Consider the following 24462-nt stretch of genomic DNA (forward strand, 5'->3'; position numbering starts at 1 on the left):
TGTCTTGTCAGCCGCGCTTACTTGATGCGCGGGAGCTGTTCCCACTGGTGGAACGGCGGCGGCGAAGGCAGCTGCCATTCCAGCGTCGTCGCACCCTCGCCCCACGGATTGGCACCGGCAACGCGCTTCTTCGAGAATGCCTCGAAGACGCCATACAGGAAGACCAGCACGCCGAAGGCCGAGATGTAGGAGCCGTAGGACGACACCATGTTCCAGCCGGCGAAAGCGTCCGGATAGTCGATATAGCGGCGCGGCATGCCGGCGAGGCCGAGGAAATGCTGCGGGAAGAACACCAGGTTCACGCCGACGAAGGTGATCCAGAAGTGGCTGTTGGCGATGAACGGCGAGTACATGTAGCCGGTCATCTTCGGGAACCAGTAGTACCAGGCCGCGAAGATCGCGAACACGGCACCCAGCGACAGCACGTAGTGGAAGTGCGCCACGACGTAGTAGGTGTCGTGCATCGAACGGTCGAGGCCGGCATTGGCGAGCTGAACGCCCGTAACGCCGCCGACGGTGAACAGGAAGATGAAGCCGATCGCCCAGATCATGGGCGTCTTCATCGAAATCGAGCCCCCCCACATCGTTGCGATCCAGGAGAAGATCTTCACGCCCGTCGGAACCGCGATGACCATCGTTGCGAACACGAAGTAGCGCTGCGTGTCGAGCGACAGGCCGGTCGTGTACATGTGGTGCGCCCAGACGATGAAGCCGACGGCGCCGATCGCGACCATGGCGTAGGCCATGCCGAGATAACCGAACACCGGCTTCTTCGAGAAGGTCGAGACGATGTGACTGACGATGCCGAAGCCCGGCAGGATCAGGATGTAGACTTCCGGGTGACCGAAGAACCAGAACAGGTGCTGGAACAGGATCGGGTCACCGCCGCCTTCAGGCGCGAAGAAGGTCGTGCCGAAGTTGCGGTCGGTCAGAAGCATGGTGATGCCGCCTGCCAGAACCGGCAGCGAAAGCAAGAGCAGGAAGGCGGTGATCAGCACCGACCAGGCAAACAGCGGCATCTTGTGCAGCGTCATGCCCGGAGCGCGCATGTTGAAGATGGTGGTGATGAAGTTGATCGCGCCGAGGATCGACGACGCACCGGCAATGTGCAGCGAAAGGATCGCCAGATCCATCGCCGGGCCGGGCTGGCCGGAGGTCGAGAGCGGCGGATAGATCGTCCAGCCGCCGCCGACGCCGTGGGCACCGGGAGCGCTCGGCATGAAAGCCGAGAGAATAAGCAGGATGAAGGCCGGCGGAAGCAGCCAGAACGAGATGTTGTTCATGCGCGGGAACGCCATGTCCGGCGCGCCGATCATGATCGGAACCATCCAGTTGGCAAAGCCGCCGATCAGCGCAGGCATGACCATGAAGAAGATCATGACCAGGCCGTGAGCGGTGGTGAAGGCATTATACATGCTCTTGCCCGCATCGATCGCGGCGTCGCCTTCGACGCCGTAGACCATGGATGCAAGACCATGGAAAACCTGAATGCCCGGCTCAGCCAGCTCCCAGCGCATCATCACCGACAGGAAGCCGCCGACGATGCCTGCCATGATCGCGAAGATCAGGTAGAGCGTGCCAATATCCTTGTGGTTGGTCGAGTACACCCAACGGATCCAGCCTTTCGGCCTGTGATCGTGATCGTCGTGAGCTGCAGCGCCTGCCATATTCCGCTCCATTCCCTAATTTCTGTCCGGTCGCGGCATCAATTGCCGGCGACCGCTACCTTGCTGGTGCTGTCGATTTCGGCCATCAACGCCTTGTTGGCGCCATTCAGGTCGGTTTTGGCCGCAGCCAGCCACGTCGTATACTGCGCATCCGAGACGACCCGGATGGCGATCGGCATATAGGCGTGATCCTTGCCGCAAAGCTCGGAGCACTGGCCGTAATAAAGGCCTTCCTTTTCCGCCTTGAACCAGATCTCGTTGATACGGCCCGGCACCGCGTCCGTCTTGACGCCAAAGGCCGGCATCGCGAAGGCGTGGATTACGTCACTGGCGGTAACCAGAACGCGCACGGTCGTGCTGATCGGAACGACGATCTCGTTGTCGACAGCCAGCAGACGCGGATAAGCGCCGCGATCTTCCTTGCCGGCGGCTGCGCGGTCACCATCGGCCAGAAGAGCCGAGTTGAACGAGAGCGGCTCGTCATTCTGGTATTCGTAGTCCCAGTTCCACTGGTTGGCGGTCGCCTTCAGCGTGATCTTGGCCTCTTCCGGCGGCGTGTATTGCGACGTCAGGAGCTGGAAGGAGGGCACTGCGATGAAGAGCAGGAGCACGACCGGCCCGACTGTCCAGACCACCTCGATCAGTGTGTTATGGCTGGTGCGCGAGGGAACCGGGTTCACGCTGGCGCGGAACTTGATGATGCAATAGGCGAGCAGGAAGAGCACGAAGAGCGTGATCGGCACGATGAACCACAGCGTGTAGTGCTCGAACCAGGTGATCTGCTCCATCATGCCGGTGGCTGCCGGCTGAAACGCCGTCTGCCACGGCGTCGGCTGCGCCGCATAGGCTGCAGCGGTGGCGAAAAAGGCTGCCGCAGCTCCGGCACTTGCAAGGATTTTTCTCATCGCCCTCAATGTCTCCCAATTCCATGCGTCCGGGCCGCACGAATATGCTACCGCACCGGAAAGGGAATCCCGGTGGTCCTAGAGGTGGTTCAAACCATACTCTCTTTCCGACCGCAAGAAAGGAGCACGAGAACCCATGCGGCATTTTTGCGCGCAAGCACCGGATGGACAAAGTATTTTCGGATTTGCGGTGGAGGATCGCTATAGAGGATGAGAAATCCTTATTACGGCCACACCACTTCAAACATGTCGGCCCAGTCGCAATTCGGGCGAATTTCGCTTGGAAAAACGGGCAAACTGCCGCTATTGGCTGGTTCGGTCACTGTCTTGCCCTATAATTTCTGTCGTCACGGTATGGTTTTCCGTGATTCGCAATGGAGCCATCATGAAATCTCGGCTTTCGAGAACCTTGGCGAAGGTCGTCCTTTTCGCCGCTCTGTCCGGAACGGTCATCCCGGCGGGCGCGCAGCAACAGCCTGCGCCGACGCCGAGGCCGGCACCGCAGGCCGCACCTGCGCCGGCCAATCCGGCTCCACAAGCACCGCAGCCGCAGAGCGGTTCCGTTCGCTCGACGCATGGCGCATGGTCGATCATCTGCGACACGCCGGCCGGTGCTACCGCCGAGCAGTGCGTGATGATGCAGAACGTCATTGCCGAGGACCGGCCGGAAATGGGCCTGTCGGTGGTTGTGCTGCGCACGGCCGACAACAAGGCTGAAATCCTCCGCGTCCTGGCGCCGCTCGGCGTTCTCCTGCCCAACGGCCTTGGCCTCAATGTCGACGGCAAGGATATCGGCCGCGCCTATTTCGTGCGCTGCTTCGGCGACGGCTGCTATGCCGAGGTCATCCTCGAAAAGCCGCTGCTCGACACCTTGAAGACCGGCACGTCGGCAACCTTCATCGTCTTCCAGACGCCTGAAGAAGGCATCGGCATTCCTGTCGACCTCAAGGGTTTCGCCGAAGGCTTTGCTGCCCTGCCCCAGTAAGATAGGCGCGAGCGCATTGCCGAAACGGGCCGGCGCGCCTACATCGTGGGTCGATTGATTTCTCGAAAACAAGGCGGACCCGCCATGAACAGCCTTCTCGGCCAATTCGACATTTCCGAAGACCAGATCCGCCGGATCGTCAGCGACACGATCAACGGCAGCGACGACGGCGAGCTCTATCTCGAATACAGCGAGAGCGAATCGCTGATGTTCGACAATGGCCGGCTGAAGACCGCCAATTTCAACACCGACCAGGGTTTCGGGCTGCGCGCCATCGCCGGCGAGGCGAGCGGCTATGCCCATTCGAGCGAGCTTTCCGAAGCAGCGCTCCTGCGCGCCTCCGATGCGGTCTCGGCGGTGAAGGGCGGCTATTCCGGCACGCTCGCGGCAGCGCCAGCCCGCACCAACCGCCATCTCTACACCGACGAGAACCCGATTCCGTCGCCTTCTTTTGAAGCCAAGTCGAAGCTGCTTCAGGAAATCGATGCGTGGCTGCGCGCCAAGGACCCCCGCGTGCGCCAGGTGACGGCATCGCTCGCCTCGTCATGGCAGCATGTCGAGATCCTGCGCGCCGACGGCCAGACCGTCCGCGACGTGCGCCCGCTGGTGCGCATGAATGTTTCCGTCGTCGTCGGCGAAGGCGACCGCCAGGAATCAGGTTCTTATGGCATGGGCGGACGCAAGGGCTTTGGCGAATTCCTCATCGAGGACAGCTGGCAGCATGCTGCCGACGAGGCGCTGCGCCAGGCGCTGGTCAATCTCCAGGCCATCCCCGCGCCTGCCGGTACATTCGACATAGTTCTGTCCAGTGGCTGGCCGGGCGTGATGCTGCATGAGGCTGTCGGCCACGGGCTGGAAGGCGACTTCAACCGCAAGAAGACCTCGGCTTTCGCCGGCCTTCTGGGCCAGCAGGTTGCAGCCAAGGGCGTCACCGTCGTCGATGATGGCACTATTGCCGAGCGGCGCGGCTCACTGACGGTCGACGACGAAGGCACGCCCACCAACCGCAATGTGCTGATCGAGGACGGCAAGCTGGTCGGCTACATGCAGGACCGCCAGAATGCCCGCCTGATGGGCATGAACGCCACCGGCAACGGCCGCCGCGAATCCTACGCGCACCAGCCGATGCCGCGCATGACCAACACCTACATGACCGCCGGCGACATGGAGCCCGAAGAAATCATCGCTTCGGTGAAGAACGGCGTCTACGCCGTGTCCTTCGGCGGCGGCCAGGTCGACATAACCAGCGGCAAGTTCGTGTTCGGCTGCACCGAGGCCTACATGATCGAGAACGGCAAGGTGACCCAGCCGATCAAGGGCGCGATGCTGATCGGCAACGGCCCGGACGCCATGCACCGCGTGACCATGGTCGGCAACGACATGAAGCTCGACACCGGCATCGGCATGTGCGGCAAGGCCGGCCAGGGCGTTCCCGTCGGCGTCGGCCAGCCGCATCTCAGGATGAACCAGATGACGCTCGGCGGCACGCGGGTCTAACCCTTTGGTCTTCGAGCGCATCGTCGTCCTCACCGGGGCCGGCATTTCAGCCGAATCCGGCGTCGACACGTTTCGTGACAAGCACGGCATCTGGTCCAAGGTCGATTATCGCGACGTGGCGACGCCAGAGGGCTTTGCCCGCAATCCCGGGCAGGTCCACGATTTCTACAACGAACGGCGTCGCCGCATGCTCGGCATCAAGCCGAATGCCGCTCATGAGGCACTCGCGCGGCTTGAGCCTGCCTTCAAAGGCTCGTTCCTGCTGGTGACGCAGAACATCGACGACCTGCATGAAAGCGCCGGATCGAAGAAGCTTGTCCATATGCATGGCGAGCTCAATTCGGCGCTTTGCGAGGCCTGCGGCAAGCGCCGGCCCTGGTCGGGCGACATGTCCATCGATACGCAATGCCCATGGTGCAAGGCAAAGGGGCGCATGCGCGTCGACGTGGTCTGGTTCGGCGAGATGCCCTACCACATGGAAGAGATCGAAAAGGCGCTCGATGCCTGCGACCTGTTCGTTTCCATCGGCACCAGCGGCAACGTCTATCCCGCCGCCGGTTTTGTCGAGCAGGCCCGGGCCGCCGGCGCGCATACGGTCGAGCTCAACCTTGAGCGCTCGGAGGGCTATTTCAACTTCGATGAAGCCGAATACGGCCCCGCCACGAAAATCGTGCCGGCCTTCGTCGAGCGCATTCTGGGCAGCTAACGGCCCAACCTACCGCCGCTTCTTCGGCTTCTCCAGCAGCGCTACGGCCTCGACATGGGCCGACCACAGGAACTGATCGACCGGCGTCACGCTTTTCAGCCTGTAGCCACCGTCGATCAGGATGCGCAAATCGCGCGCCAACGTCGTCGGGTTGCACGAAACCGCAGCCACCAATGGCACCTCGGATTTCGCGATCTGCTTGCACTGATCTTCGGCACCGGCGCGGGGCGGGTCGAAGACCAGACCGTCGAAGGCCGCGAGTTCCTTGTATGTGATTGGACGGCGGAACAGGTCGCGCTTTTCCACCGTGACGCGCTTCAAGCCCGATGCGAATCGAAAGCCGCGATCGAGTGCGGCAAGGGCCGCCGCATCGCCTTCCACGGCGTGGACTTCCGAGTTTGCCGCAAGGCGCAAGGCAAATGCGCCGGCACCGGCGAACAGGTCGAGCACCTTCTTCGACTTCTTCAGATGCTCGCCAACCAGCCCGTCCATGACCTCTTCAGCTGACGCGACAGCCTGGAGGAAGCCGCCCGAAGGCGGTGCGACCGACACATTGCCGAACAGCACCACGGGCTTTTTCGGCTCGACGATGATCTCGCCATCGGCCGCCACCCGCGCCAGACCTTCGCGAATGGCAAAGGCGGAAACCAACATACGGGCCTTGTCCTCGAGCTTGCCGCCGTCCTGGGCCGCCACATCCAGCCCCGAAGCCGTATAGGTGACGGTCATGTGAAACGGCTGTGCGGTCTTGCAAAGCAGCGCCGCCAGTTGCCGCAGCATCGGCAGCGCACGCTCGATTTCCGGTTCGATTATAGGGCATTCCTCGATGTCGATGATCTGGTGCGACAGCGCCCGATTGTAGCCGAGCAGCATGCCGGATTCGGTGCGGCGCACCGAGAAAATGGCGCGGCGGCGCGAATGCGACGCGCAAGCGACCGTTGCTGCAACATCCGTCTCGATGCCACGGCTCTTCAGCGCCTGCACCACCTTGTCGCGTTTCCAGTCGAGATAGGCTTGCGCTTCCAGATGCTGCAAAGCGCAGCCGCCGCAATCGGTGAAATGCCGGCATACCGGATTGATGCGAAGCGGCGATTCTTCGAGCACCGCGATCAGCATCGCACGATCCTTTTCGCGCGCGGCCGTCACCGTCTCGCCTGCCAGCGCGAAGGGAATGAATACCGGGCCGTTCGGCGTGTCGGCCACGCCGTCGCCCTGCGCACCAAGGCGTGCGATCTGAAACTGAGTGCTCATGCCTTTACCCCGGCCAACAGAAATTCGCGGTTGCCATCACTGCCTTCGATGGGCGAAGGGCAAACACCCAGCGCGCGCCAGCCCGGCACCGCATCGAGCCAGTCTTTCAGTGCTTCGGCAATCAGCGGTGCGTCGACCGGGTTCTTGAGCAGCCCGCCCTTGCCGATCGCCTCGCGGCCGGCCTCGAACTGCGGCTTGACCAGAAAGATGCCGTGCGCCCCGATTTGCGCCAGCGCGAGTGCCGGCGGCAAAGCGAGTTTTAGCGAAATGAAGCTGACATCGGAGACGATCAGGTCTGGCAAATGCCCACCGAGATCGCCGGCGGAGAGCTCCCGCGCATTCAGCCCCTCGATGCAAAGCACACGCTTATCGGTCTTCAGGCTCGGATGCATCTGGCCATGGCCAACGTCGATCGCCGTCACATAGGCCGCACCCCGCTCCAGCAGAACCTGCGTGAAGCCGCCTGTCGAAGCGCCGATATCGAGAGCGGTGCGGCCGGAAGGATCAATGCCAAAATGGTCGAGCCCGGCGATCAGTTTTAACGCCGCGCGCGAGACATAGGCCTGGGCCGGATCGTCCACAGTGATCGCGGCATCGGCTGAAACGCCCTGCCCCGCCTTGCCTGCAACCGTGCCGTCCACCTTCACCGTGCCGCGCTCGATGGCATCGCGCGCTCGTGAGCGGCTGGCGAACAGGCCGCGCGCGACGAGCAATTCGTCGAGCCTCTGGCGCGTTTCGATTTTGGAATTGGCGTTCATCCGCCTTCATTGGCGAATGCATGCAGGGAACGCAAGCTTCAGAAGACGATGATCCGGGAAACCGTGCGCTCGGTAAGCGGCAGCAAGCCTTCGTCAAAGCGCCGGATCAGCTCCGCCCGCGCGCTTTCCAGAAAGGTCGGCGTGTAGGAATAGGATTCGTTGAGCACGACGAATTCCGGCTTGCGCTCATAGGAAAAGCCGCCGCGAATGTCGCCGATCTTGCGCGCGACGATTTCCATCACGGCCTGCTCGAGCTTCACATCATGGCGCATCTGCGCATTTGCCGGTGCGCTCAGCACGGCCAGACACGCCACGCTCCCCAGAAGCAATTTTTTCACTGCTGCTCTCCCTGCCCGGAGAGCTTTCTAGCGGCAACGCGCTAAAAATGGCCCAAGAGACAAGGTAAGCAGAATCACAAATATCAGCGTAAACAGTTGGTTAGGCCGTGGCCGAGCGCACCGACTGGCCGAGTGCGGCAAACACCGTGCGCACGATGCCGGTCGAATCCAGCCCGGCGTCGACATACATCTTTTCCGGCTTTGCGTGGTCGGTGAATTCGTCCGGCAGCACCAGCGGGCGCACCTTCAGGCCGGTGTCCAGCAGGCCTTCCTTGGCCAGGAAATGCAGCACATGGCTGGCAAAGCCGCCGATGGAGCCTTCCTCGACGGTCAGCAGAACCTCATGCGATCTGGCAAGCCGGCGAACCAGATCCTCGTCCAGCGGCTTGGCGAAGCGCGCGTCGGCAACCGTGGTGGAAAGCCCGGCGGCATCCAGTTCCTCGGCAGCGAGCAGGCAATCCTGCAGGCGCGTGCCGAAGGACAGAAGTGCTACCTTGGTGCCTTCCTTGACGATGCGGCCCTTGCCGATCTCCAGCACCGAGCCGCGCTCGGGCATATCGACGCCGACGCCATTGCCGCGCGGATAACGGAAGGCGATCGGGCCTTCGTCGAAGCTGGCGGCGGTGCGCACCATGTGGCGCAGTTCCGCCTCGTCGGCGGCCGCCATCACGACGAAACCCGGCAGCGAGGCAAGATAGGTCGTGTCGAAGGCGCCGCAATGGGTCGGCCCGTCGGCGCCGACGAAGCCTGCGCGGTCGATGGGGAAGCGCACCGGCAGCTTCTGGATCGCCACGTCATGCACGACCTGGTCATAGGCGCGCTGCAGGAAGGTCGAATAGATCGCCGCGAAGGGCTTCAGCCCTTCCGTCGCGAGACCAGCCGCAAAAGTCACGGCATGCTGTTCGGCAATGCCGACATCGAAGGTGCGCGTCGGGAATGCTTCACCGAAGAGATCGAGCCCGGTGCCGGAAGGCATGGCGGCGGTGATCGCCACTATGCGGTCGTCCTCGCGCGCTTCCTGGATCAGGCTTTCGGCGAAAACCTTGGTGTAGCTCGGCGCATTGGCCGGGGCCTTGGCCTGCGCACCGGTGATGACGTCGAACTTGTTGACGCCGTGATATTTGTCGGCAGCAGCCTCGGCAGGCGCGTAACCCTTGCCCTTCTGCGTCACGACGTGGATCAGAACCGGGCCGGTGCCGTTGTCGCGGACATTCTTCAGCACCGGAACGAGGTGCTCGAGATTGTGCCCGTCGATGGGGCCGATGTGGTAAAAACCCATCTCCTCGAACAGCGTGCCGCCGGTGACATAGCCGCGCGCATGTTCCACCGCTCGGGTGATGGCGCGGTCGGCGCGCGCGCCGAGATAGGAGGTCAGCTTCTTGCCGAGATCGCGAATGCCGGCATAAGTCTTGCCCGAAGCCAGCCGCGCCAGATAGGCGCTCATCGCACCCGAAGGCGGCGCGATCGACATATCGTTGTCATTGAGGATGACGATCAGCCGCGCGTTCAGCGCGCCGGCATTGTTCATCGCCTCATAGGCCATGCCCGCAGACATAGCGCCGTCGCCGATGACGGCGATGACATTGTTGGTGCCGCCGCTGAGGTCGCGCGCGACCGCCATGCCGAGGCCGGCAGAGATGGACGTCGAGGAGTGAGCCGCGCCGAAGGGGTCGTATTCGCTCTCAGTGCGCTTGGTGAAGCCGGACAGCCCGTCTTCCATGCGCAGCGTGCGGATGCGGTCGCGGCGGCCGGTGAGAATCTTGTGCGGATAGGCCTGATGACCGACATCCCAGATGATGCGATCATCCGGCGTATCGAAAACGTAGTGCAGCGCCACGGTCAATTCGACCACGCCGAGGCCAGCGCCGAGATGGCCGCCAGTGTGCGAAACGGCGTCGATCAACTCGGCGCGCAGTTCCGACGCCAGTTGCGGCAGGTCGCTTTCGGGCAGCAGCTTGAGGTCCGCGGGGATGCGGACCTTGTCCAGCAGCGGCGTCTTGGGTTGCGAAGTCACGAGGTCGAAGCCTGCCTGTAATCCATCTAGTCTAGAGATTGGAGATAGAGCGTCGGCCCCGGAAAGTAAATGTGCGGTGATGACGCGTATCCTTGCGTCACAAACATCAACTTTCGGGCAAAGGTATGAATTCCTTGTCGTCGCCTGGCACAATGTCGAAGCGGCCGGTCTTCCATTCCTCCTTGGCCTGTTCGATTCGTTCCTTGGATGACGAGACGAAATTCCACCAGATGTGGCGCGGCGAACCCAGCGAAGCGCCGCCAAACAGCATGAAATGCGCGCCGTTTTCGGCCGAAACGACGATCTCGTCGCCCGGCTTCAGCACCAGCAGGCGGTTTTCGGGGAAACGGTCGCCGGAAATCACCACGCTGCCGTCGAGCACATAGATGGCGCGCTCCTCGGCGTCGGCTGGAATGCTGTAGCTGGCGCCGGGGGCGAGGCGGATATCGGCATAGAGCGTGTCGTGATAGGTCGTCACCGGCGCGCGCATGCCTTCAAGCTCGCCGATCACCACGCGGCCCGTCACGCCCTCGGCGCTGAATTCGGGCAGCGTGGCGCTTGCGGTGTTCTCGAAGACCGGCGCGATTTCCTCCTTGTGGTCGGGCAGCGCGATCCATGTCTGCAGGCCCGAAACCGACATCGGCGAACCACGCATTTCCTCGGGCGTCCGCTCCGAATGGACGATGCCGCGGCCGGCCGTCATCAGGTTCACGTCACCGGGTGAAATCACCATCTCGGTGCCGAGCGAATCGCGGTGCCTGATCTTGCCGTCGAACAGATAGGTGACGGTCGAAAGCCCGATATGCGGATGCGGGCGCACGTCCAGCGCCTTGCCGGCGCGCAGGATGGCCGGCCCCATGCGGTCGAAGAAGATGAACGGCCCGACCAGCCGTCGCTTTGCCGTCGGCAGCGCGCGGCGCACCTCGAAACCGCCAATATCCTTGGCGTTGGGAATAACCATCAGTTCGATGGCATCGCAGGAGAATGCGTCGCCCGGCTCGGGATCGCGTGCGGGAAAAAAGCTCATGGGACACTCCGATCTGCGGTTGCGTTCAACCTTATGCGGAGAGGCTACGCCCCAAGCGCGACAATCGAAAGTCCCATACCGGAGACGGTATGTTCAATGGTGGAGCCTTGAACGATACAGGCGCACGGCAAGCGTCATGCGTTTGCAAAACGCAGCGCTGAACGGGCCTTCGCCTTGGCGGCTTCTTCCTCGCGGTTGCGCGGATGCTGGTGCGTTTCCATCGAATGCAGCAGTTCGTGCGCCGCCTCCGCGATCTGGTCGACGGCGCGGTTGAATGCTTCCTCATTCTTCTTGGAAGGTTTCGTCGAACCGCTCAGCTTGCGGACGAACTGAAGTGCTGCGTCGCGGATCTCGTCATGCGTCGCCGGTGGCTCGAAATTGAACAACGTCTTGATATTGCGGCACATTGTCTGCTCCCGGATTTTCCATCGACCCTTTGCCTGATAGATAACTGGGCGCGAGCTGCCACAACGTCAAGTCATTCGCCGTCCAGCGGCTCCGTGCCCACCGGCTTGCCGTCGCGCGACAGGCGGATTTTTTCGACCTTGTCCTCGGCAGCCTTCAGCAGGCGGTCGCAATGGGTTTTCAGCGCTTCGCCGCGCTCGTAGATCTTGATCGACTGGTCGAGCGGCACGTCGCCGCGTTCCAGGTCGTCGACGATCTTTTCCAGCGCCTCCAGCGCCTGCTCGAAGCTCATCGCCTTGATCTCATCACTCGGCTCGTTGGCCATGCTTTATCCTTTCATCAGGCGCTTCACATGCGCCGCGACCGAGAACGACAGGCCCTCAAGGTCGTATCCGCCTTCCAGCAGGCTGACGAGCCGGTTGCTGGCATGGCGCCCGGCGCGGTCCATGAGTTCGCCGGTCGCCCAGTCGAAATCGTCTTCGGTCAGGTTGATCTCGGCCAGCGGGTCGCGGTGATGCGCGTCGAAGCCCGCCGAAATGATGATCAGGTCCGGCGCGAAATCGTCGATCGCCGAAAACACGCGCGAGCGCATCGCCTCGCGAAAAATGTCGCTGCCGGTCTGGGGGGCCAGCGGCGCGTTGACGATGTTGCCGGCGCCGGTCTCGCTCTTCGCCCCGGTGCCGGGATAAAGCGGCATCTGATGCGTCGAGCAGTAGAGCACGGACGGATCTTCCCAGAAAATGTCCTGCGTGCCGTTGCCGTGGTGAACGTCCCAATCGACGATGGCGACCCGCTCGGCGCCATGCTTCTTCTGCGCGTAACGCGCGGCAATGGCGGCATTGTTGAACAGGCAGAAGCCCATCGCCGTGGTCTTTTCGGCATGGTGCCCCGGCGGGCGGCTGGCGACGAAGACATTGTCGGCCTTGCCTGAAAACACGTCGTCCACCGCAGCGTTGGCAGCGCCGATCGCCGTCAGCGCCGCAACCCAGCTTTTCGGGCTGGCCACCGTGTCGGCGTCGATGGCGCGGATGCCCTCTTGCGGGATCGCAACCCGCACCTTTTGGACATGACTTTCGGGATGGGCGTAGAGAATCGTTGCCTCGTCGCCCTCCGGTGCCTCGATGCGGTCGAGTGCGGCAAAGGCCTCGTCTTCCAGCACGCGCGCGATGGCACGCAAGCGATCAGGCCGCTCCGGGTGGCCGGGCGGCGTCAGATGCTCGAGATAGATCGGATGTGAATAGAGGCGCGTCGTCATGCAAACATCCTATCAGGAAAGACCGTGCCGCCGCCATGCGTCGGCGCCCGAAGCCTGGGGAAAATCCTCTTTGCGAAATCATAGGTCGGCATCGGGGGATGATTTTGCAAGCGCGCCGGGTTAAGTCTGCGGTGCTGTCAGGTGCCCGCCGCGAGGCGGGAGAATCGGGAACACGGTGAAAATCCGTGGCGTGCCCAACGCTGTAAGGGGAACCGCATCGGCAAAGGCCACTGTTCGCGAGAATGGGAAGGCGCCGGAGGCGGATTGAGCCCAAGCCAGAAGACCGGCCCGGCAGAAATAGTCATCCGCGTGGACGGGCGGAGCGACGTTTTCGATCGCAAGGGGAAATGCGATGAATGCTGTCCGCAACCACGCCTGCCGTGAAAATGCCTTCGAAGACGCCGGGCGCGATGCCGTCTACCGCGCCATCTTCACGCGCCGCGACGTGCGCAGCCATTTTCGCCCCGACCCGATAGACGACGCGGTGCTGGCCCGGCTGCTGCTCGCCGCCCATCATGCGCCCTCCGTCGGCTTCATGCAGCCGTGGAACTTCATCGTCATCCGCGACATGGAGCGCCGGCGGGCGGTGCGCGACCTTTTCCTTGCCGCACGCGAGCAGGAATTGCCTAATATCGCCGAGGAGCGGCAGGCGCTCTACCGCAAGCTGAAACTGGAAGGAATCTGCGAAAGCGCGTTGAACCTCTGCATCACCTGCGACCGTACACGCTCGAAAGATTCACCGCTTGGCCGCTGGCATAATCCCGAGATGGATATCTACAGCACCGTCTGTGCGGTACAGAATTTCTGGTTGGCGGCGCGCACTGAGGGCATCGGCGTCGGCTGGGTCAGCATTCTTGACGCAGAGGCGCTGAAACGGGCGTTGGACATTCCCGACCTCGTCGTTCCGGTGGCTTATCTCTGCGTCGGCCATGTCTCGGAATTTGCGCCGCGACCGGACCTCGAACGGAATGGATGGGGCGACCGCCTGCCACTTTCAGACCTGATCATGAGCGAGACCTTTGGGGGCGAAGGCGAAGACGCGCTGAAGGCCGTCGCCGACGAGGCCCGCCGTTAGGCCCTGTTGACCAACAGCCCGTTAAGCAAAGTCTTGAAAGCCGCGACGGCTTTCCGTGAGGTCGCTTCGGGATCGTCGGAATTCGCGATCTTCTGCGCTGCCTGGCTGCTCGCGCCATTGATCAGCCGCGCTGCCGTCGCCGGATCGAGATCGGGAACAACCACACCCTCGTCCTGCAGATGAGTCAGGTTTTCCGTCATCGAAGCTTCGCAGGCGCTGGCGTTCGGCCATTGCGACGGGTCGCCCAGCACGGCGGGGGCGTCACGGAACATGATGCGCTGGATTTCCGGCTCCAGCGCCAATTCGATGTAACTGGTGCATTCATCGACGAAATACTGCCAGCGCGTCGGCGCCTTTTCGGCGATCTCGCGCACCCGCACCGCCATTTCGCCATCGATCTCGGCGATGACAGCCTGGAGCAGTCCCTTCTTGTCGCCGAAGTGATGATAAAGCGCGCCCCGCGTCAGGCCGGCGGCGGCGGTGAAATCGTCCATCGACGCTTCCGCATAGCCGACCGTGCCGAAAGCATGACGCGCAGCGTCCACCAGCTTGGTGCGCGTTTCGGCTATCATCTCCTTGCGTGGTTTATGCGCCATCAAATCTCCTTCGCATACGGTACGTATATTATTTGACATACGTGGCGTATGCAACTATCTAGATTTCATACGCCACGTATGTAAGTGGTGCCCCTCTGGAAATCCAGGAGCATTCGATGCCCAACCCCTATAGCGAAATCTTCAGAGCTCCGGGAGCCAAAGGCTTCGCCGCCGCCGGTTTCGTCGCACGGCTGCCGATCGCCATGGCACCGATCGGCATCGTCGCCATGCTGTCGCAGACCCATGGCGAATACTGGCTGGCCGGTGCCGTCTCGGCAACCTATGCGCTGACCAACGCCGTCCTTGCCCCTCAAATCTCGCGGCTGGTCGACCGGCACGGGCAAGCGAAAGTGCTTACGCCGACAACGATCGTCTCGGTGATCGCCTTTGCGGCACTGCTGGTCGCAACCAACCAGAACTGGCCGATCTGGACGCTGTTCGTGTCGGCGCTGATGGCCGCGGCAATGCCCAGCATGCCGGCAATGGTGCGGGCGCGCTGGTCCGAGATTTTCCACGACCGTCCTGAACTCAACACCGCCTTCGCCTTCGAATCGGCTGCGGACGAACTCGTTTATATCGCCGGCGCATCGCTGTCTGTGGGCCTAAGCGTGGCCCTGTTCCCCGAAGCGGGAATGCTGGCGAGCACGCTGTTCCTCGCATTCGGATCGGCGGCGTTCATCCTGCAACGCGCGACGGAACCCAGGATCAGGCCGCTGGAACATGGCGGAGGCGGCTCGGCGATCCGGCAGCGGCCAGTCCAGATCATCACCTTTGCCCTGATCTTCATCGGCGCGACCTTCGCGACCGCAGAAGTCAGCGCGGTGGCGATCACCAAGGAACTCGGCCAGCCGAGCGCTGCAAGCCTCGTCATCGGCGTCTATGCCGTCGGTTCCTTCGTGGTCGGCCTGATCATCGGCGCACTGAACCTGACCATGCCTTTGCAGCGCCAGTTGGCCATCGCGGTCGCCATAATTGCGCTGACGACGCTGCCGTTGCTGGTCGTGAATACGGTGCCGATGCTGGCGCTGGCGATCTTCGTCAGCGGCGTGGCGATCTCGCCCACCTTCATCACCGCCTTCGGCCTGATCGAGCGCCGCGTGCCGGCAGCAATGCTGACCGAAGGGGTCACCTGGGTGATGACCGGCATCGGCATCGGCATGGCGCTCGGCTCATTCGCAACCGGATGGGTGGTGGATAATTACGGCGCACATAACGGCTTCTGGGTGTCGGTAGCGGCCGGGACGATTGCGCTGCTGACCGTGCTGTTGGGTCAGAGGTCGCTCGGCGGCGAACGACGCACGGTTTCGGCCTTGCCGCAGCCGGCGGAATAAGCTGGCTTGGAAAAACAAAGGGCTCCGGTCGGTCGACCGGAGCCCTTTGTCTTGCAGGTTTTCCGTTTTACAGGATTTCCGTCTTGGCGATCTTGATGCCAAAACCTTCGAGGCCGATGTAGTGGCGCTCGCGCGAGGCGATCAGGTTGATCGAGGAGATGCCGAGATCCTTCAGAATCTGCGCGCCAAGGCCGATCTGGCGCCATTCATCCTCGCGCCGCAGCGCCTCGGCGTGATCCTCGCGATCGGCTGAAGGCCGGTTGCGGCCCTGGTCGGCGACGCCGACGGAACCCTCGCGCAGATAGACGATGACGCCGCGCTTGCGCTCGCCCAGTGCCTTCATGATCTGGTCGAGACGGCATCCGGTGCCGAACACATCCGTCACCACATCCTCGGCGTGAAGCCGCACCGGCACCTCGACGCCGTCACGGATATCGCCAAAGACGATCGCCAGATGGTGCATCGTGTCCCAGGGCAGCGTGTAGGTGAAAGCCTTGGCCTTGCCGCCGGGTGTCTCGACATCGAAGGTATCGACGCGCTGGATCAGCGTTTCCTGGCGCTGGCGATAGGCGATCAGGTCGGCGACCGACACCTGCTTCAGCCCGTTCTTTTCGGCGAACGCCTGCACCTGCGGGCCGCGCATCACCGTGCCGTCATCATTGACCAGCTCGGAAATAACGCCGACCGGCGGCAGGCCGGCAAGCTTGCACAGATCGACGGCCGCCTCAGTGTGGCCCGAGCGCATGAGCACGCCACCCTCGCGCGCGATCAGCGGGAAGATGTGGCCCGGACGCACGAAATCATTCGCGCCGACATTGCCGTTGGCGAGGTTGCGCACCGTCAGCGTGCGGTCGTCGGCGGAAATACCCGTCGTCGTGCCGTGTTTGAAATCGACACTCACAGTGAAGGCGGTGGTGTGGGCCGAATCATTGTCGGCAACCATCGGCGCAAGGTTGAGCCGCCGCGCATCCTCACGCGTCATCGGCGTGCAGACAATGCCGGACGTATGGCGCACGATGAACGCCATCTTCTCGGCCGTGCAATGCACGGCAGCAACGATCAGGTCGCCCTCGTTCTCGCGCCCGTCATCGTCCATGACGACGACGATCTCACCGCGCTCGAAGGCCCGCAGCGCCTCGACGACTTGTTTCTGGTCATAGGACATGGGGCTCACTTTCGTTCGCAAGGGAGTATGGCAGTAGGGGAATAAGGCAGTAGGGCAATAGGGAATTCGACGGGTAACATACTGCCCTACTCCCCTATTCCCCTACTGCCCTAAACTCTTCCCGTTTGCCCGCGATGGCGCAGATAATGATCGGCGATGGTGCAGGCAATCATGGCCTCGCCGATCGGCACGGCGCGGATGCCGACGCACGGATCGTGACGACCCTTGGTGCGCACCTCGACATCCTTGCCGTCGACGTCGATCGACTGGCGCGGGGTCAGGATCGACGAGGTCGGCTTGACCGCGAAGCGCGCGACGATCGCTTGCCCGGTGGAAATGCCGCCGAGAATGCCACCGGCATGGTTGGACAGGAACACCGGCTTGCCGTCATTGCCGATGCGCATTTCGTCAGCGTTTTCCTCGCCAGTGATGCGCGCTGCCTCGAAGCCGTTGCCGATCTCGACACCCTTGACGGCGTTGATCGACATCAGGTTCGAGCAGATATCCTGGTCGAGCTTGGCGTAGATCGGCGCGCCAAGGCCCGCCGGCACGCCATCGGCCACGATCTCGATGACCGCGCCGACCGAGGAGCCGGCCTTGCGGATGCCGTCGAGATAATCGGCAAACACCTGAACCGAGCCGGGATCGGGCGTGAAGAACGGGTTTTCCGGGTCGTCGATAAAATTCCAGTTCCAGCGGCTGCGATCGATCTCCTTGACGCCCATCGAGATCAGCGCGCCGCGCACCGTCATGCCCGGCACGACCTTGCGGGCGAGCGCACCGGCGGCAACGCGTGCAGCCGTCTCGCGCGCCGAGGACCGGCCACCGCCGCGGTAATCGCGAATGCCGTATTTGACGTCATAGGTGTAGTCGGCATGGCCGGGACGATACTGCCGGGCGATCTCGCCATAGTCCTTGGAGCGCTGGTCGACATTCTCGATCATCATCGACACCGGCGTTCCGGTGGTGATCATCGTCTCGCCATCCTCGTCCATGACGAAGCCGGACAGGATTTTCACCTCGTCGGGTTCGCGGCGCTGGGTAACGAAGCGCGACTGGCCGGGGCGGCGCTTGTCGAGTTCGCTCTGGATCTCGGCCTGGGTGAAGCGGATGCCCGGAGGACAGCCATCGACGACGCAGCCCAGGGCCGTGCCGTGGCTTTCGCCCCAGGTGGTAACGCGGAACAGATGTCCGAAAGTGTTGTGCGACATGAGAAACAGCCCTGCCCGGCCGCTAGCCGGTTTCGTGCTGCGTTCTATTGGCGTTTTCGGCGGTGGTCAAACCGTCATCCGAAAGGATTAAGTTTTGACACATTCACGATGTTAATGAGCGTCTCGCTCTATCATCCGCTGTTCGCTGCCACCCGCTGGCGCGTAAGGAATTTGGGAGGACACCCATGCGTACCCTGATCGGCGCTATTGCCACTGCATTGATGATTTCAAGCGCCGCGTATGCTGCCGAAGCTGAAGGCCACATCAAGAAGATCAACCGCGATGCTTTGACCATCACCCTCGAAGACGGCAAATCCTACAAGCTGCCGGACGAGTTCGACGTGGCTGCGCTGAAGGAAGGCATGGACATCGTGCTCGCCTATGACGAGGTCGGCGGCGTCAACCAGATCACCGACATGCAGTTGCCGGAATAGACGTTCGCTCATTTCTCAGAGACCGTTTGATAACTCGCCCTGCTGAGACATATGGCGTGGTTTTCGAGAACCGGAGCGGAGCGTACATTTAAGTACGTGAGCACCGGAAGCGCAGAAAACCGCGGCAGATGGCCGACAGGGTAGAGTTAGCAACGGTCTCTTACTGCCATTCCAGATAATCATCCTGCAGCCGCAGCACCATGTCCTGAGGCACTTCAAGTGCTGCGGCCTGACGCCCCGGCATGTTTTCGACCAGCCGGAAGATGGTGCGGATGACGCCGCCGTGGGTCACGCAGACCGTCGGCCTTCTCAGTGCCTCGAACCACGGCTGCACGCGCTCAAGCAGCATCTGGTAGCTTTCACCGGCATCGCCCGGCGGAACGAATTCCCATTTGTTGGTCTTGCGAGGGCGCGTGCAGCCTGGCTCGCGCGCTTCCAGTTCGGCAAAGGTGGACCCCTGCCAGTCGCCAAAATGCACCTCCATGAGACGCGCGTCGGTGCTGTAGCCGGTGGGGTCGAGCCCCATGACGGTGCGCACGCGCTCCATGGTCTCGCGGGTACGCCGCATCGGGCTGGCGACGAAGTCGAAGCGTAGCGGGTTTTCGATCAGCTCCGCCAGCCGAGCGCCATTGCGGTCGGCCTGGGCGCGACCGACATCGGTGATGTCGGTGTCGGCCTGTCCTTGCAGGCGGCCTTCGGCGTTCCATTCGGTCAGGCCGTGGCGCACGAAATACACGAGCGGGGGCATAGCAATTCCAAAAATGCGGGATGGCCCGACTATCAGTCCTTGACGGTCGAGATGTCCGGCGCGTCGACGGCCTTCATGCCGACGACGTGATAACCCGAATCAACATGATGCACTTCGCCGGTCACACCGCGCGACATGTCCGAGAGGAAATAGAGACCCGAATCGCCGACTTCCTCGATCGAAACGGTACGGCGCAGCGGCGCATTGTATTCGTTCCATTTCAGGATGTAGCGGAAGTCGCCGATGCCCGACGCGGCCAGCGTCTTGATCGGACCGGCCGAGATCGCGTTGACGCGAATGTTCTTCGGGCCGAGATCGACGGCAAGATATTTGACGCTGGCTTCGAGTGCTGCCTTGGCGATGCCCATGACATTGTAGTTCGGCATCACCTTTTCTGCGCCGTAATAGGTCATGGTCAGAAGCGAGCCGCCATCGGTCATCAGCTTCTCGGCGCGCTGCGCGATCGCCGTGAAGGAATAGACCGAGATATCCATGGTGCGCAGGAAATTGCCATGCGTGGTGTCGACATAGCGGCCGGTCAGCTCATCCTTGTCGGAAAAGCCGATGGCGTGGACGACGAAATCCAGCTTGCCCCATTCTTTCTCGATCTTGGCGAAGCAGGCATCGATCGTTGCCATGTCGGTGACATCGCAATGGCCGCAGACAAGCGCGCCAATTTCGGCCGCAAGCGGCTCGACACGCTTCTTCAGGGCCTCGCCCTGATAGGTGAAGGCAAGCTCGGCGCCCTGGTCGGCGCATGCCTTGGCGATGCCCCAGGCGATCGACCGGTTGTTGGCCACGCCAAGAACAAGACCGCGCTTGCCGGCCATCAGGCCCTGTCCAACCGCCATGTGATCATTCTCCGCGTTCTGAAATCAGGAGATGCCCCTATCGCATAGCCACCGGGCACCTTCAAGCTTTCAAAAAAGCGGATGAGACACCCGAGCGACCCGCGAAGTGGTTACTTGACCGACTTCTTCATCAGCATTTCGAGTTCCGGATCGCCGTGTTCCGGCAGCATGACCCGGACATGAGCGTAAAGATCGCCATGGCCGCCGGCCTTTTCCGGCAGGCCCCGGCCCTTGAGCCGCAAGACCTTGTCGGAGCTCGACCAGGCCGGCACGTTGACCGCGAGCCGCCCGGTGGGCGTTTCCACGGCAACCTTGGCACCAAGCACGGCATCGTTCAGCGGCACCGGAAGATCGGCATGTAGATCGCGGCCCTCGACGCGGTAACGCGGATGCCTCCTGAAGCGGATTTTCACCAGCGCATCGCCCGGACCGCCGGGACCCGCCTCGCCCTGCCCCTTCAGGCGAATCGTCTGTCCGTCCTCGACATAGGCCGGCAGCTTCACCGCAATCTTGCGGCCACCGGGAAACATCGCCATGACCTTGGCAGCCGTGGCGGCATCCTCGATGCTGACATCGAGCGTCGCGTTGAGATCGGCGCCTGCCGGTGCACGCTGCCCGCCCGCGCCGCCAGGACGCTGGTTGAAGGCGTGACCGAAGAGTTCGCTGAAGATATCGCTGTTGGAGCCGAACGGATCGGGACCCGTGCCATCGGTACGGAACTCGAAGCGTGAGCCGCCCGGACCCTGGCCCTGCTGGCGCCGGAAGCCGGCGAACGGGTCGCCGCCACCGGGATGACCCTCAAAACCCTGGAACTTCGGCTTGCCCTCGGCGTCGATCTCACCGCGATCGAAAGCGCCCCGGCTCTTCTCGTCGCCGAGGATCTCATAGGCCTGGTTCGCAGCCGAAAACCGGTCCTTCGCCTTGGGATCGTCCGGGTTCTGGTCCGGATGGTGCTTCTTGGCGAGCTTGCGGTAAGCCGATTTTATCTCTTTGGCCGATGCGTTCTTGGCAACGCCCAGCACTTCATAGGGATCGCGCATGCTTGTGTAACTGCCTGCCGGAATCTTCTGGAATTCTTGCTCGCCCCCTATATGCGCCTGCGTAGGAAGAAATTCCAGCCTTTGGGGCAGAGACTGCGCTTAAAACCATGATCGGGTTTGGCGCCCTACGTTTCCCCCTCTGGCCTGCCGGCCATCTCCCCCACAGGTGGGGAGATCAGCAGTTTCGTTCACACCGCCCATTCTGCAACGTTGAAGGTTAGCGAAAGTCGTGATGACAGCTAATCTCTCCACCTGTGGGGGAGATGGCCGGCAGGCCAGAGGGGGGCGCGACAGAACGTAAGCCGAGCGCAAGTTCAGGCTGGAGTGCTAGGATGCTTCGAGATTCAGGCAGGCAGTTAGGGCTCGACCGCCGCCCCTAAGACACCGGCTGGAAGGCCAGCATGCGCCACGCCCCGGCATCGGCCAGGCAGGCTTCGCCCTGATAGAGGCTGACGCCGTCGAAGCTCTCACGCGAGGCGGTGAACTTGCGGCAGAGCGCGCCGTTTTCCTTGTGCTCGATCATGTTGCTGATGGCGCCGCGCGAGCCGGTGTTGGCGTTTGCCCAGGCCAGCGGGCTGGTGCCGAGACCATTGATGTCGGCAGCCGAAACGGCATTGCGGATGGTCGATTCGTCGGAAAGCCTGTCGGCGTCGACCGGAGCCTGCGGATTGGAGGCGACCGTTCCCGTCAGCAGCGAACGGTCGACCTCAGCCTTTTCGAGGCTGAAACCGCCGGCTGCACAGGCAGAAAGTGATAGGCCAGCGGCTATCACGGCCGCCAGTTTCAGGCAGTTCGACCGGAAAAGGCACGACAAACCATCTCTCCACGCTTGCGCAAGGCGCGACAATCGGCAATCTCCCGGGCCAGCAACATCACATTGAGCGGAAACTATGGCTGAGACAGACTTAACAGAAGGTGACTTCACCGACAGTCCTGAACCGTTTCGGCTTTTTGCGCAATGGCTGAACGACGCTTCCAAGAGCGAAATCAACGATGCGAACGGCGTTGCGCTCGCAACGGTCGATACCGACGGCATGCCGGATGTGCGCATGGTGCTGCTGAAAGGCTTCGACGAGCAGGGTTTCGTTTTCTACACGAATTTCGAAAGCGCCAAGGGCCGCGAGATTCTCGCGACCATGAAAGCGGCCATGTGCTTTCACTGGAAATCACTGCGCCGGCAGGTGCGCGTTCGCGGGCCTGTCGAGATCGTCAGCGACGCCGAGGCCGATGCCTATTACGCCACCCGCCCGCGCGGCAGCCGAATCGGCGCGTGGGCGTCAAAACAATCGCGCCCGCTGGAAAGCCGCTTCGCGCTGGAAAAGGCGGTTGCCGAGTACACCGCGCGCCATGCGATCGGCGACATCCCGCGCCCGAAACACTGGTCCGGCTTCCGCATCGTGCCACAGCAGATCGAGTTCTGGCATGATCGCCCTTTCCGGCTGCACGACCGGATCGTTTTTACGCGAGCGAGCGACGGCGGCTGGGACAAGGAGCGGCTTTATCCGTAGAGCAATTCCGTCCGGAATTGCGAAAAAACAAATACCTAGAGCGGTTCGTTCCTATCAACAACTGAACTGCTCTAGAGTGATCAGGTACGTTTCCGGCGCATCGTCCTGCTCAACCCCGCGGCGATCGCTATGGCCAGCAGCGGCCATTTGGCCCAGAAGGTGTCGGTCCAGGTCAGAAGGTTGATTGCGACGAGCATCGCGCCGATTACGCCGAGCGACGCCAGCTTGCGGTCGACGAGGTTGGTGGTTCCGGCCCATGACAGCCCGGCAAGAACGCAGTAGGCGAGAACCGGCCAGGCAGCCCAGAACGTGCCATGCCAAGTGAACAGATTGATCGCCACAAGGCCCGCAGCGACCAGCCCCATGACCGAAAAGCTGCGGGAAACGGTTTTCTTCGATGGAACTTGCGTCCAACCGGTTGTCCGCCCCCACTCGGCCGCAGCGGCCTGCGACCTCGCCTCTTCTTCCGCGCGAGCCGCATATGCCCGCGCATTTTTCACGTCGCCGACCTGGACGGCATAGCTCGGCACGGCCTCGCTGATGTTCTTGACCGACAGCTGGCCGAGGAACTCGAAGCCAACCGTCATCTTGTTGCGGACCTGATCGTGCACCGTGTTCGAGATCACGATGCCGCCAGGCGCTGCCGAGGTCTGAAGTCGCGCGGCGATGTTGACGCCGTCGCCGTAGATGTCCTCGCCATCAGCGATAACGTCGCCGAGGTTGATGCCGATCCGGAATTCCATCCGGGCTTCGCTTGGCTGATTGGCATTGCGGCCTGCCAGCTCGTTCTGGACGTCGATCGCCGCGCGCACCGATTCCACCACGCTGGGGAACTCGGCAATCAGCCCGTCGCCCCAGGTGTTGATGACGCGGCCGCCATGGGCCTCGATCAGCCGCACCATGGCATCGCGATATTGTTTCAGCGTAGCAAGCGTCTGCTCTTCGTTCGCCTCCATGAGGCGCGAATAGCCCTGAACGTCCGCCGAGAAGATGGTCGTCAGTTTGCGATGCGTGGTTGCCATCGACGTCCTGCAGTCAGTCGATTCCAGTCATTGTGTTTCTAGACCAGCGAAAACGGCGGCGCTAGGCACAAACGATTTTTCCGGTGCCCAGATGCCGGTCGGCAAGGGCACCAACGTTACAAATAATTAATGATTTCATTCAGTTGGCATTCATAGTCCAAGCACCAGATTGCCGTGCATGGGCTTGGGCAAACCGAATGAGGAAACGATGAAAAAGATCCTGACCACAGTATGCGCAGCCGCCATGGCACTGACTGCAGTCGCTTCGACGATGACGTCTGCGGGTGCCGTCACCATGCCGCTGCCGAAGCTGGAATCGGGCAACACCGACGTTCAGCAGGTCCGTGACGGACCGGACCGCTTCTACCGTCGCGGCGGCAACTATTACTACAACGGCCATCGCGGCTACCGTAACCACCGGCCCGGCTGGCGTCAGCGCAATGGCTACTGGTTCCCGCCGGCAGCCTTCATAGCCGGCGCCATCATCGGCGGCGCGATCGCCAACCAGCCGGGACCGGCCTATCGCCCCGCGCCCGCCTACCGGCCGGCAAGCAATGCCCATGTGCGCTGGTGCTATACAACCGCTATCGCTCCTACCGCGCGGCGGACAACACCTTCCAGCCGAACTACGGCCCGCGCCAGCAGTGCGCATCGCCCTATATGCGATAAGCCT

25 protein-coding genes, 1 pseudogene and 1 riboswitch are annotated in these 24462 nt (G+C 62.4%); of the genes and pseudogenes, 8 read left to right on the forward strand and 18 right to left on the reverse strand.

Features of this window, described 5'->3' with window-relative positions; translation table 11 throughout:
- Positions 1-17: 17 nt before the first annotated feature.
- A complete protein-coding gene (ctaD, locus tag WBQ96_RS05260) occupies positions 18-1667 on the reverse strand; it encodes a cytochrome c oxidase subunit I (RefSeq protein ID WP_165115139.1) in 1650 nt (549 codons plus the stop codon).
- Between the two features lie 38 nt (positions 1668-1705).
- Positions 1706-2572, reverse strand: coding sequence for a cytochrome c oxidase subunit II (coxB, locus tag WBQ96_RS05265; RefSeq protein WP_165115137.1), 867 nt, complete (start codon positions 2570-2572; stop codon positions 1706-1708).
- A gap of 385 nt (positions 2573-2957) precedes the next feature.
- Here coxB and WBQ96_RS05270 point away from each other — a divergent pair, with 385 nt between their 5' ends.
- The 3 genes from WBQ96_RS05270 to WBQ96_RS05280 all read left to right on the forward strand — a co-directional run bounded on the left by WBQ96_RS05270 (position 2958) and on the right by WBQ96_RS05280 (position 5760).
- Positions 2958-3557, forward strand: coding sequence for an invasion associated locus B family protein (locus tag WBQ96_RS05270; protein WP_336548019.1), 600 nt, complete (start codon positions 2958-2960; stop codon positions 3555-3557).
- Positions 3558-3641: 84 nt separating this feature from the next.
- Entirely contained in the window at positions 3642-5054 is a 1413-nt protein-coding gene (tldD, locus tag WBQ96_RS05275) for a metalloprotease TldD (RefSeq protein WP_336548020.1), read from the forward strand.
- Positions 5055-5058: 4 nt separating this feature from the next.
- Complete coding sequence (locus tag WBQ96_RS05280) at positions 5059-5760, forward strand: NAD-dependent deacylase (RefSeq protein WP_336548023.1); 702 nt, start codon at positions 5059-5061, stop codon at positions 5758-5760.
- Positions 5761-5769: 9 nt separating this feature from the next.
- Here the strand turns inward: WBQ96_RS05280 and WBQ96_RS05285 are convergent, their stop codons facing one another.
- The 8 genes from WBQ96_RS05285 to WBQ96_RS05320 all read right to left on the reverse strand — a co-directional run bounded on the left by WBQ96_RS05285 (position 5770) and on the right by WBQ96_RS05320 (position 12808).
- On the reverse strand, positions 5770-7011 hold the full coding sequence (locus WBQ96_RS05285; protein WP_336548025.1) for a class I SAM-dependent RNA methyltransferase: 1242 nt from the start codon (positions 7009-7011) through the stop codon (positions 5770-5772).
- The gene (locus tag WBQ96_RS05290) at positions 7008-7769 is read right to left on the reverse strand and encodes a TlyA family RNA methyltransferase (protein ID WP_336548027.1); all 762 of its coding nucleotides are present in this window, start codon (positions 7767-7769) and stop codon (positions 7008-7010) included. Before WBQ96_RS05290 ends, WBQ96_RS05285 begins: the two co-directional genes overlap by 4 nt.
- 38 nt (positions 7770-7807) lie before the next feature.
- On the reverse strand, positions 7808-8107 hold the full coding sequence (locus WBQ96_RS05295) for a hypothetical protein (RefSeq protein ID WP_336548029.1): 300 nt from the start codon (positions 8105-8107) through the stop codon (positions 7808-7810).
- A gap of 100 nt (positions 8108-8207) precedes the next feature.
- Positions 8208-10121, reverse strand: coding sequence for a 1-deoxy-D-xylulose-5-phosphate synthase (dxs, locus tag WBQ96_RS05300; RefSeq protein WP_336548031.1), 1914 nt, complete (start codon positions 10119-10121; stop codon positions 8208-8210).
- Between the two features lie 106 nt (positions 10122-10227).
- Positions 10228-11148, reverse strand: coding sequence for a pirin family protein (locus WBQ96_RS05305; RefSeq protein ID WP_336548035.1), 921 nt, complete (start codon positions 11146-11148; stop codon positions 10228-10230).
- Positions 11149-11282: 134 nt separating this feature from the next.
- Positions 11283-11555: a DUF2277 domain-containing protein gene (locus WBQ96_RS05310; protein ID WP_336548037.1), complete on the reverse strand. Its 273-nt coding sequence runs from the start codon at positions 11553-11555 to the stop codon at positions 11283-11285.
- Between the two features lie 71 nt (positions 11556-11626).
- Positions 11627-11878, reverse strand: coding sequence for an exodeoxyribonuclease VII small subunit (locus tag WBQ96_RS05315; RefSeq protein ID WP_165115114.1), 252 nt, complete (start codon positions 11876-11878; stop codon positions 11627-11629).
- 3 nt (positions 11879-11881) lie between these two features.
- The gene (locus WBQ96_RS05320) at positions 11882-12808 is read right to left on the reverse strand and encodes a histone deacetylase family protein (RefSeq protein WP_336548048.1); all 927 of its coding nucleotides are present in this window, start codon (positions 12806-12808) and stop codon (positions 11882-11884) included.
- Between the two features lie 122 nt (positions 12809-12930).
- Positions 12931-13114: riboswitch (cobalamin riboswitch) on the forward strand.
- Positions 13115-13160: 46 nt separating this feature from the next.
- Here WBQ96_RS05320 and bluB point away from each other — a divergent pair.
- Positions 13161-13883, forward strand: coding sequence for a 5,6-dimethylbenzimidazole synthase (gene bluB, locus WBQ96_RS05325; protein ID WP_336548050.1), 723 nt, complete (start codon positions 13161-13163; stop codon positions 13881-13883).
- Here bluB and WBQ96_RS05330 read toward each other — a convergent pair.
- Positions 13880-14479, reverse strand: coding sequence for a TetR/AcrR family transcriptional regulator (locus WBQ96_RS05330; protein WP_336548052.1), 600 nt, complete (start codon positions 14477-14479; stop codon positions 13880-13882). The genes bluB and WBQ96_RS05330 overlap by 4 nt on opposite strands.
- 116 nt (positions 14480-14595) lie before the next feature.
- On the opposite strand from WBQ96_RS05330, the gene WBQ96_RS05335 reads away from it, so the two are divergent.
- Positions 14596-15810: an MFS transporter gene (locus WBQ96_RS05335; RefSeq protein WP_336548054.1), complete on the forward strand. Its 1215-nt coding sequence runs from the start codon at positions 14596-14598 to the stop codon at positions 15808-15810.
- A 67-nt stretch (positions 15811-15877) separates the two neighbouring features.
- Here WBQ96_RS05335 and ribB read toward each other — a convergent pair whose 3' ends face one another.
- Positions 15878-16975 (reverse strand): 3,4-dihydroxy-2-butanone-4-phosphate synthase, encoded by a 1098-nt coding sequence (gene ribB, locus WBQ96_RS05340; RefSeq protein ID WP_336548057.1) that lies wholly within the window; start codon positions 16973-16975, stop codon positions 15878-15880.
- Positions 16976-17085: 110 nt separating this feature from the next.
- A complete protein-coding gene (aroC, locus tag WBQ96_RS05345; RefSeq protein ID WP_336548059.1) occupies positions 17086-18186 on the reverse strand; it encodes a chorismate synthase in 1101 nt (366 codons plus the stop codon).
- Positions 18187-18371: 185 nt separating this feature from the next.
- On the opposite strand from aroC, the gene WBQ96_RS05350 reads away from it, so the two are divergent.
- On the forward strand, positions 18372-18620 hold the full coding sequence (locus tag WBQ96_RS05350; protein WP_165115100.1) for a DUF1344 domain-containing protein: 249 nt from the start codon (positions 18372-18374) through the stop codon (positions 18618-18620).
- A gap of 160 nt (positions 18621-18780) precedes the next feature.
- Here the strand turns inward: WBQ96_RS05350 and WBQ96_RS05355 are convergent, their stop codons facing one another.
- The 4 genes from WBQ96_RS05355 to WBQ96_RS05370 all read right to left on the reverse strand — a co-directional run bounded on the left by WBQ96_RS05355 (position 18781) and on the right by WBQ96_RS05370 (position 22073).
- Entirely contained in the window at positions 18781-19368 is a 588-nt protein-coding gene (locus WBQ96_RS05355) for a histidine phosphatase family protein (protein ID WP_336548062.1), read from the reverse strand.
- A 32-nt stretch (positions 19369-19400) separates the two neighbouring features.
- Positions 19401-20219: an enoyl-ACP reductase FabI gene (gene fabI / locus WBQ96_RS05360; protein WP_165115096.1), complete on the reverse strand. Its 819-nt coding sequence runs from the start codon at positions 20217-20219 to the stop codon at positions 19401-19403.
- A 110-nt stretch (positions 20220-20329) separates the two neighbouring features.
- A complete protein-coding gene (locus WBQ96_RS05365; RefSeq protein WP_336548066.1) occupies positions 20330-21259 on the reverse strand; it encodes a DnaJ C-terminal domain-containing protein in 930 nt (309 codons plus the stop codon).
- A 376-nt stretch (positions 21260-21635) separates the two neighbouring features.
- Positions 21636-22073, reverse strand: coding sequence for an RT0821/Lpp0805 family surface protein (locus WBQ96_RS05370; protein WP_336548068.1), 438 nt, complete (start codon positions 22071-22073; stop codon positions 21636-21638).
- 76 nt (positions 22074-22149) lie between these two features.
- On the opposite strand from WBQ96_RS05370, the gene pdxH reads away from it, so the two are divergent.
- Complete coding sequence (pdxH, locus tag WBQ96_RS05375) at positions 22150-22767, forward strand: pyridoxamine 5'-phosphate oxidase (protein ID WP_336548071.1); 618 nt, start codon at positions 22150-22152, stop codon at positions 22765-22767.
- An 80-nt stretch (positions 22768-22847) separates the two neighbouring features.
- On the opposite strand, the gene WBQ96_RS05380 is transcribed toward pdxH, so the two are convergent.
- Positions 22848-23789 carry an adenylate/guanylate cyclase domain-containing protein gene (locus WBQ96_RS05380; RefSeq protein WP_336548073.1) on the reverse strand — a complete coding sequence of 314 codons (942 nt, stop codon included), beginning with the start codon at positions 23787-23789 and terminating at the stop codon, positions 22848-22850.
- A gap of 208 nt (positions 23790-23997) precedes the next feature.
- On the opposite strand from WBQ96_RS05380, the pseudogene WBQ96_RS05385 reads away from it, so the two are divergent.
- Positions 23998-24458, forward strand: a pseudogene (locus WBQ96_RS05385) (BA14K family protein).
- The last annotated feature ends 4 nt before the right edge of the window (positions 24459-24462 follow it).

Source organism: Mesorhizobium sp. CCNWLY176, from assembly GCF_037153935.1.
GTDB classification, from domain to species: Bacteria; Pseudomonadota; Alphaproteobacteria; order Rhizobiales; family Rhizobiaceae; genus Mesorhizobium_M; species Mesorhizobium_M zhangyense.

Bases quoted from the DNA above. Each gene is read 5' to 3' on its own strand.
- ctaD (WP_165115139.1), bottom strand. From the start codon at position 1,667: ATGGCAGGCGCTGCAGCTCACGACGATCACGATCACAGGCCGAAAGGC.
- coxB (WP_165115137.1), bottom strand. From the start codon at position 2,572: ATGAGAAAAATCCTTGCAAGTGCCGGAGCTGCGGCAGCCTTTTTCGCC.
- WBQ96_RS05270 (WP_336548019.1), top strand. From the start codon at position 2,958: ATGAAATCTCGGCTTTCGAGAACCTTGGCGAAGGTCGTCCTTTTCGCC.
- tldD (WP_336548020.1), top strand. From the start codon at position 3,642: ATGAACAGCCTTCTCGGCCAATTCGACATTTCCGAAGACCAGATCCGC.
- WBQ96_RS05285 (WP_336548025.1), bottom strand. From the start codon at position 7,011: ATGAGCACTCAGTTTCAGATCGCACGCCTTGGTGCGCAGGGCGACGGC.
- WBQ96_RS05290 (WP_336548027.1), bottom strand. From the start codon at position 7,769: ATGAACGCCAATTCCAAAATCGAAACGCGCCAGAGGCTCGACGAATTG.
- WBQ96_RS05305 (WP_336548035.1), bottom strand. From the start codon at position 11,148: ATGAGCTTTTTTCCCGCACGCGATCCCGAGCCGGGCGACGCATTCTCC.
- WBQ96_RS05310 (WP_336548037.1), bottom strand. From the start codon at position 11,555: ATGTGCCGCAATATCAAGACGTTGTTCAATTTCGAGCCACCGGCGACG.
- WBQ96_RS05315 (WP_165115114.1), bottom strand. From the start codon at position 11,878: ATGGCCAACGAGCCGAGTGATGAGATCAAGGCGATGAGCTTCGAGCAG.
- WBQ96_RS05320 (WP_336548048.1), bottom strand. From the start codon at position 12,808: ATGACGACGCGCCTCTATTCACATCCGATCTATCTCGAGCATCTGACG.
- bluB (WP_336548050.1), top strand. From the start codon at position 13,161: ATGAATGCTGTCCGCAACCACGCCTGCCGTGAAAATGCCTTCGAAGAC.
- WBQ96_RS05330 (WP_336548052.1), bottom strand. From the start codon at position 14,479: ATGGCGCATAAACCACGCAAGGAGATGATAGCCGAAACGCGCACCAAG.
- WBQ96_RS05335 (WP_336548054.1), top strand. From the start codon at position 14,596: ATGCCCAACCCCTATAGCGAAATCTTCAGAGCTCCGGGAGCCAAAGGC.
- ribB (WP_336548057.1), bottom strand. From the start codon at position 16,975: ATGTCCTATGACCAGAAACAAGTCGTCGAGGCGCTGCGGGCCTTCGAG.
- aroC (WP_336548059.1), bottom strand. From the start codon at position 18,186: ATGTCGCACAACACTTTCGGACATCTGTTCCGCGTTACCACCTGGGGC.
- WBQ96_RS05350 (WP_165115100.1), top strand. From the start codon at position 18,372: ATGCGTACCCTGATCGGCGCTATTGCCACTGCATTGATGATTTCAAGC.
- WBQ96_RS05355 (WP_336548062.1), bottom strand. From the start codon at position 19,368: ATGCCCCCGCTCGTGTATTTCGTGCGCCACGGCCTGACCGAATGGAAC.
- fabI (WP_165115096.1), bottom strand. From the start codon at position 20,219: ATGGCGGTTGGACAGGGCCTGATGGCCGGCAAGCGCGGTCTTGTTCTT.
- WBQ96_RS05365 (WP_336548066.1), bottom strand. From the start codon at position 21,259: ATGCGCGATCCCTATGAAGTGCTGGGCGTTGCCAAGAACGCATCGGCC.
- pdxH (WP_336548071.1), top strand. From the start codon at position 22,150: ATGGCTGAGACAGACTTAACAGAAGGTGACTTCACCGACAGTCCTGAA.
- WBQ96_RS05380 (WP_336548073.1), bottom strand. From the start codon at position 23,789: ATGGCAACCACGCATCGCAAACTGACGACCATCTTCTCGGCGGACGTT.